The organism is Streptomyces prasinopilosus, from assembly GCF_001419695.1.
Lineage (GTDB): Bacteria > Actinomycetota > Actinomycetes > Streptomycetales > Streptomycetaceae > Streptomyces > Streptomyces prasinopilosus.
Genome location: NZ_LIRG01000721.1, coordinates 1 through 6,752, shown reverse-complemented (window position 1 = coordinate 6,752; position 6,752 = coordinate 1). Strand labels below are relative to the sequence as shown.

Sequence of the window (6,752 nt, the reverse complement as noted above, 5' to 3'; positions counted from 1 at the left end):
CACACATGATCCACCGCCCGCCGCCGGAGGGGGCGGGCAGGGCGGACCGCTGATCGTCACCGAGGACACGGGGCTCCTCGACGACCTGCTGCGCCTGTGCGCGGCGGCCGGTACCACCCCGGAGGTCCATCACGCAGTGCCCGAGCGGCGGAGCAGCTGGGAGGCCGCACCGCTCGTCCTCGTCGGTGACGACGCCGCGCGGCGGGTACGAGGTGCCGCGCGGCGCCGCGGAGTGGTGCTGGTCGGCCGTGACCAGGACGATCCCGGGGTCTGGCGCCGCGCGGCACCTCGTACCCGCCGCGCGGCGCCGCGGAGTGGTGCTGGTCGGCCGTGACCAGGACGATCCCGGGGTCTGGCGCCGGGCCGTCGAGATCGGCGCCGACCATGTGCTGATGCTGCCCGACGGCGAGCAGTGGCTGGTCGACCGCATCGCCGATGTGGCCGAGGGCGTCGGCCGGCCGGCCCTGACCGTCGGTGTCCTCGGCGGCCGGGGCGGGGCAGGCGCCTCCACACTCGCGTGCGCGCTCGCCGTCACCTCGGCCCGTGAGGGGCTGCGCACCCTCCTGGTGGACGCGGATCCGCTGGGCGGCGGACTCGACGTGGTCCTCGGCGGCGAAACGACGGAAGGGCTGCGCTGGCCCGCTTTCGCCGCCTCACGGGGGCGGGTCGGCGGCGGCGCCCTCGAGGAGTCGCTGCCCGCACTGCACTCCCTGCGCGTGCTCAGCTGGGACCGCGGCGACTGCGTCGCCGTCCCGCCGCAGGCCGTACGCGCGGTGCTCGCCGCAGCCCGGCGCGGGGGAGGCGCGGTCGTGGTCGACCTGCCGCGGCGCGTCGACAGCGGGGTGGCCGAGATCCTCGCGCAACTCGACCTCGCGCTCCTGGTGGTCCCCGCCGAGCTGCGTGCCGTCGCGGCGGCCGGACGCGTCGCCTCCGCCGTCGGCATGGTCCTGCGCGACCTGCGGGTGGCGGTGCGCGGTCCGTACGCACCCGGTCTCGACGACCGCGAGGTGGCCCGGCTGCTCGGACTGCCCCTCGTCGGCGACCTGCCCGTCGAGCCCGGCCTGCAGCACCCTTCCGGCTCGAAACGGCCGCCCGGAGCGGTCGCCCGGAGCCCGTTGGCCCGGTTCTGCAAGGAGTTCTGGGAGCGGGCGCTGATGGAGGCGAGGGCCGCATGAACACCGGAGGGCACCCGGGGCCGAAGGGCCCGCACGGGAGGCACGGAACGACGGCGGGTGACCGGGGGAGCGCGGTGTCCGTGCAGACGCGCGGGGCACCCCGGGCGGGACTCGGGGACGAGGCTCCGAGGGGTGCCGCGAGCGTCCGGGGCGGCGGTGCGGCCGCCGCGGGCCCCCGCGGCGCGGCGGGGGAGCACGGGCACGGAGCCGGGACCCCGGCGACGGGAGCGAGGGCCGGGGCGCCGGAGAGGGCGCCCGGGAGCGGGCCCGGAATGCCCGCCGGGCTGCTCGACGGGGTACGGCGGTGGCTCGCGGAGAGCGGGTCCGAACCGACGCCCGCGCGGGTGGCGCAGGCCCTGCGCGAGCAGGGACGGGTGCTCGGTGCCGCCGAGGTGCTGGGTGCCGCGGAACAGCTGCGGTCCGAACTGATCGGCAGCGGCCCGCTGGACCCGCTCCTCGCCGACCGGTCGGTCACCGACGTGCTCGTGTCGGCACCCGACCGGGTCTGGGTGGACCGGGGCGGCGGGCTGGAACTGACGGGCGTCTCCTTCCCGGACGCGGCGGCCGTGCGCAGGCTCGCCCAACGGCTCGCCGCCGTGGCCGGGCGGCGCCTGGACGACGCCCGGCCCTGGGTCGACGCGCGCCTGGCCGACGGGACACGACTGCATGCCGTACTGCCCCCGGTGGCCGTCGGCTGCACCTGCCTGTCGCTGCGCGTCGTACGGCCCCGCGCCTTCACCCTGGACGAACTGGCGGCGGCGGGAACGGTGCCGCCGGGCGGCGACCGGATCCTGCGCGCGCTGCTCGGCGCGCGGCTGTCCTTCCTGGTCAGCGGCGGCACCGGGACCGGCAAGACGACCTTGCTCAGCGCACTGCTGGGGCTGGTGGGCCCGGACGAACGGATCGTCCTCGCCGAGGACTCGGCCGAACTGCGGCCCGACCATCCCCACGTCGTACGCCTGGAGACCCGGCCCGCGAACCAGGAGGGCGCCGGACTGGTCACGCTCGAGGACCTGGTGCGCCAGGCGCTGCGGATGCGGCCGGACCTGCTGGTCGTGGGCGAGGTGCGCGGCCCCGAGGTGGTCCATCTGCTGGCGGCCCTCAACACCGGACACGAAGGTGCGGGGACCGTCCACGCCAATGCCGCCGCGGACGTGCCCGCCCGGCTGGAGGCGCTCGGCACGGCGGCGGGGCTCGACCGCCTCGGGCTGCACAGTCAGCTGGCGGCAGCCCTGTCCGTGGTGCTGCACCTCGTCCGCGACCGGGCCGGCCGCCGCCGGATCGCTGAGGTGCACGTGCTGGAACGGGACCCGTCGGGGCTGGTGCGGACGGTGCCCGCGCTGCGCTGGAGCCCCGAGGCGTTCGTCCCCGAGCGGGGGTGGGAGCGGCTGCGGGAACTGCTCCGGAACACCGGCGACGGCGGCGCGCCGTGAGGGGGCGGCCCGGCGGAGGCCGGGGCGCGGAGGAGCACTTCGCGGGTGATCGGCCCGGGACCGGGCGACCGGTGAACCGGTGGAGGCGGCGGACGCCGAGAGGGGACCGAGGGTGAACGGGACGGCCGGGATGTCCGCGGGGACGGCCGCGGCGTGCCTCGGGACCGCCGCGTGGCTGCTGGCCGGACAGCGGGCCGGAGCCAGGCGGGCGCGGCTGCTGCTGGCCGGTGGGGAACCGGCCGGCAGCGGGCCGCCGGGACGGGCCCGGGTGACCCGCGCGTGGGGACGCGTCCGGGGACGGCTGCGGGCCGAATGGTGGGCCCTGGCCGCCGGAGCGGTCCTGGCGCTGCTGGGCGCGTCGGTGCTGCCGTTCGTCGCCGGCGCGGCAGGAGTGCCGCTGCTGCGGCGGGTGCGGCTCGCCCACGGGGAGCGCCGGACCCGTGAGCACAGGAGCGACGCGGTGATCGCGCTGTGCGGGGCCCTCGCCGGGGAGATGCGGGCAGGACGGCAGCCGGGTGAGGCGCTGTCGCCGGCCGCGCGTGACTCCGGCGGGCTCGGCGACGCCCAGGCGGCGGTGCTGGCGGCCGCCCGGTTCGGCGGGGACGTCCCGGACGGGCTCGTGGCGGCGGCGCGGCAGCCGGGTGCCGAAGGGCTCCGCGGGCTCGCGGCGTGCTGGCGGGTCGCGGTGGACCAGGGGGCGGGCCTCACGGCCGGACTCGACCGGCTGGAGGCGGCGCTGCGTGCGGAACGGGACCAGCGTGCCGACCTGCGCGCCCAGCTCGCCGGTGCCCGCGTCACGGCGGTGATGCTCGCGGGGCTTCCCGCTCTGGGCCTGGGGCTCGGTGCGGCCCTCGGCGCCGACCCCCTGCACGTCCTCCTGCACACCCCGTCGGGGCTCGGCTGCCTCGTGTCCGGAGGGGTCCTGGAGGGGCTGGGGCTGTGGTGGGTGCAGCGGATCATGCGGGGTGCCGAGGAGGCGGCGGTATGAACGGCGATGTCTTCCACGGGCTGGGGATCGTCGCCGGGACGGCGTCCGCGCTCGGCTGGCCCCTCTGGTGGCTGCGCCACGCGCGGTACGGGCGCCGGCTGCGACGACGACTGGCCGGGACGCTGGCCGTGGAACGGGCGGTGGCCCGGCCACGCCTCACGGTGCCGGGAGGCGCGCGCGGGTGGCTGCCCCCGGCGGGAGCGGCCTGCGCGGGCTGGATGCTGGTGGGCGGTCCCGCCGGAGTGCTGGCGGGGCTGGCCGGAGCCGCCGCGCTGTGGCGGTGGCACACGCAGCAGACGGCGGCCGGGACCCACGAGCGGGAACGTGCCGCGGCCCGCGCGGCACGGCAGCTCCCTCTTGCCGCCGACCTGCTGGCCGCCTGCATCGCGGCCGGCGCCGGGCCCGTACCCGCCGCGCAGGCGGTCGGCGAGGCCCTGGGCGGGCCGGTCGGGGACGCGTTGGCCAGAGGCGCGGCGGAGGTGCGGCTCGGCGGGGAACCGGACGCGGCCTGGCGCCGGCTGGCCGCCGTGCCGGAAGCCGCGGTCCTGGCCCGGCTGCTGGAACGGGCCGACGTGTCCGGGCTCCCCATGGCCGCACCCGTCGCGCGGCTCGCCGCGGAGTCCCGCGCGCGGTGGGCCCGCGCGGCGACCGCCCGGGCACGGCGGGCCGCCGTCCTGGTCACCGCCCCGGTGGGTCTGTGCTTCCTGCCCGCCTTCGTCGCGGTCGGCGTGCTGCCCGTGGTGATCGGGCTCGCCGGCGGGGTGCTGGGAGGAGGTGGTCGATGACGGGGAGAACCGGGATCCGCGGCAGGACGGACCCGCGGCAGGACGGACCGGCAGCCGGGCGGACCGGCGGGAGGCCGGACAGCCAGATGACGTTCGACGAGACGTTTTCATGAGGGGATCGAGATGTATCAGGTGGTGCGGGCGCGGCTGTGCGCCCTGGTGTGCAGGGTGCGGACGGCACGGAAGGACACCGGAATGGTCACTTCCGAGTACGCCATGGGCATCGTGGCGGCGGTGGCGTTCGCCGTCGTGCTCTACAAGGTGGTCACGAGCGGCCCGGTCAGCGCGGCACTGACCAAGATCGTGGAGCAGGCACTCGATGGCGGGATGTGAACGGCGCTCGGACCGTGGCTTCGTGACCGCGGAGTCGGCGATGGTGCTGCCCGTCCTGGTGATGTTCGCGATGGCGCTGGTGTGGGGGCTTCTGGTGGTGGCGGCACAGATCCGGTGCGTGGACGCCGCCCGCGCCGGCGCCCGCGCGGCGGCCCGGCAGGACGCTCCCGCTGCGGTCGTCGAGGTGGCCCGACGGGCGGCGCCGTCCGGCGCGGAGGTCACGGTGAGCCGGGAGGCGACGCAGGTGCGTGTGGTCGTCGTGGCCAGGCCTCCGCTGCTGCACGGGCTGCCCTTCGAGGTACGGGAGGAGGCGGTGGCCGCCGTGGAGGAGACGGTGGGGGTGGACAGGTGAACCACGGGATCCGCGGCCGGCGGGGACGGCGGAACGGCCGGACGCGCGGCCGAGGGCACGAGGGCGGGCGTGGGCAGGAGGGCGGACGTGGGGCCGGACCGCCGGGCCGGAGGCCCGGGCGCCCCGCCGGCGGGACGGGCGACGGGGCGCGTGCCGCACCGGTGGGGCAGGAGGCCGGACCCGGACGCGGCCTTCACCGGGACGGCTGTCTTCACCGGGACGGTTGCCGGCACCGGGGCGGCCGTCCTCGTGGGGACGGCCGCGGACACCGGGGCGGCGGCCGGAACCCGGCCCGGTACCCGGATCGGCACCGGTCCTCCGGGCAAAGCCCCGACCGGGGTTCCGCGACCGTCTGGAGCGTCGGGGTCATCGCGGTGCTGTGCGTCGTCTTCGGCGTCGTCCTCGCCCTGGGGCAGGCCGTCGTGGTCCGGCATCGGGCGGCCGGCGGCTCGGACCTCGCCGCGCTGGCGGCGGCGGACCGGTGGACGGACGGCACGGCACGGGCCTGTGCGCGGGCCGGCCGGGTGGCCGGGGCGCAGGGCACGCGCCTGGTGCGGTGCACGGTCGAGGGCGAGGTCTCGGACGTGTCGGTGGCCGCGGGGCGAGGACCGTTCGAGGCGGAGGTCAGGTCGCGCGCGGGACCGGCCGGTCCGCCGTCCACCGCTGCGGCTCACCCCCGGCCGGTCTCCGCCGCCGTGCCGCCCGTCCGGTCTGCCTCCGTCCGGTCCGCCTCCGTCCGACCCGCCGCCGTCCCGCTCTCCTTCGGCGGCGCACCCTCCAACAGCACCGTGAGAAGCCGTACCGCACCTCGTTTGTGCAGCGGTTCGTTGCCGTTCCCGCACTTGGGGGACTGGATGCAGGACGGGCAGCCGGCCTCGCACTCGCAGGACGCGATGGCCTGCCGGGTGGCGGCGAGCCAATCGCCGGCGGTGTGGAAGGCGCGCTCCGCGAAGCCGGCCCCGCCCGGATGGCCGTCGTAGACGAAGACGGTGGGCAGCAAGGTGTCGGGGTGCAGGGGCACGGAGACCCCGCCGATGTCCCAGCGGTCGCAGGTCGCGAAGAGGGGCAGCATGCCGATCGACGCGTGCTCGGCGGCGTGCAGGGCGCCACCGAGGATCTCCGGGTTGATCCGGGCCCGGTCCAGCTGGTCCTCGGTGACCGTCCACCACACCGCGCGGGTGCGCAGCGTACGAGGCGGCAGGTCGAGTTTCGTCTCGCCCAGCACCTCGCCGGTGATGACCCGCCGACGCAGGAAGGAGACCACTTGGTTGGTGACCTCGACGGAGCCGTAGCACAGGCGGCCGTCGCCCCACGGGATCTCGGTGTCCGTCTCCAGCACGGAGACCGACGTCGTGTCGCGGGCGACCGTCGTGTAGGCCGGGGCGGCCTGTTCGACCAGGGCGACGGAATCCTCCAGGTCGAGGGAGCGGACGAGATACGTGCGGCCCTGGTGCAGGTGGACCGCGCCCTCGTGGACGGTCGTGTGTGCGGCACCCGCGTCCACCGTGCCGAGCAGCCGCCCCGTACCGTCCTCGACGACCTGGACGGGACGGCCGCCCTCCCCGCGGATGTCGGTCAGGTCGGCGGCCCGCTCCCGGCGGGTCCAGTGCCAGGCCCTCGTCCGGCGGCGGAGCAGCTTCGCGGCCTCCAGCTGCGGCAGGAGTTCCGCGGCGGCCGGACCGAACA

6 protein-coding genes and 2 pseudogenes are annotated in these 6,752 nt (G+C 77.4%); 7 read left to right on the top strand and 1 reads right to left on the bottom strand.

The genetic code is table 11. The annotated features are described in order from the left end of the window. The 7 genes and pseudogenes from ssd to AOK18_RS33690 form a co-directional block, all read left to right on the top strand. Positions 1-1,175: pseudogene (gene ssd / locus AOK18_RS25235) on the top strand (septum site-determining protein Ssd); the annotation flags it as partial. Between the two features lie 272 nt (positions 1,176-1,447). Beyond that, complete coding sequence (locus AOK18_RS25230; protein WP_055570845.1) at positions 1,448-2,608, top strand: TadA family conjugal transfer-associated ATPase; 1,161 nt, start codon at positions 1,448-1,450, stop codon at positions 2,606-2,608. 130 nt (positions 2,609-2,738) lie between these two features. Beyond that, positions 2,739-3,596 carry a type II secretion system F family protein gene (locus tag AOK18_RS25225; protein ID WP_055695822.1) on the top strand — a complete coding sequence of 286 codons (858 nt, stop codon included), beginning with the start codon at positions 2,739-2,741 and terminating at the stop codon, positions 3,594-3,596. Beyond that, entirely contained in the window at positions 3,593-4,381 is a 789-nt protein-coding gene (locus tag AOK18_RS25220; protein WP_055695821.1) for a type II secretion system F family protein, read from the top strand. Before AOK18_RS25225 ends, AOK18_RS25220 begins: the two co-directional genes overlap by 4 nt. Positions 4,382-4,504: 123 nt before the next feature. Beyond that, a complete protein-coding gene (locus AOK18_RS25215; protein ID WP_055695820.1) occupies positions 4,505-4,714 on the top strand; it encodes a DUF4244 domain-containing protein in 210 nt (69 codons plus the stop codon). Next, positions 4,701-5,066: a TadE family type IV pilus minor pilin gene (locus AOK18_RS25210; RefSeq protein ID WP_055570842.1), complete on the top strand. Its 366-nt coding sequence runs from the start codon at positions 4,701-4,703 to the stop codon at positions 5,064-5,066. The genes AOK18_RS25215 and AOK18_RS25210 overlap by 14 nt, the downstream gene beginning before the upstream one ends. 368 nt (positions 5,067-5,434) lie before the next feature. Further along, a pseudogene (locus tag AOK18_RS33690) lies at positions 5,435-5,734 on the top strand (Rv3654c family TadE-like protein); the annotation flags it as partial. A 2-nt stretch (positions 5,735-5,736) separates the two neighbouring features. Here AOK18_RS33690 and AOK18_RS25205 read toward each other — a convergent pair. Further along, on the bottom strand, positions 5,737-6,752 hold a 1,016-nt coding region (locus AOK18_RS25205; protein WP_167738739.1), incomplete at its 5' end, for a Zn-binding domain-containing protein.

Bases quoted from the DNA above. Each gene is read 5' to 3' on its own strand.
- AOK18_RS25215 (WP_055695820.1), top strand. From the start codon at position 4,505: ATGTATCAGGTGGTGCGGGCGCGGCTGTGCGCCCTGGTGTGCAGGGTG.
- AOK18_RS25220 (WP_055695821.1), top strand. From the start codon at position 3,593: ATGAACGGCGATGTCTTCCACGGGCTGGGGATCGTCGCCGGGACGGCG.
- AOK18_RS25225 (WP_055695822.1), top strand. From the start codon at position 2,739: ATGTCCGCGGGGACGGCCGCGGCGTGCCTCGGGACCGCCGCGTGGCTG.
- AOK18_RS25230 (WP_055570845.1), top strand. From the start codon at position 1,448: ATGCCCGCCGGGCTGCTCGACGGGGTACGGCGGTGGCTCGCGGAGAGC.
- AOK18_RS25210 (WP_055570842.1), top strand. From the start codon at position 4,701: ATGGCGGGATGTGAACGGCGCTCGGACCGTGGCTTCGTGACCGCGGAG.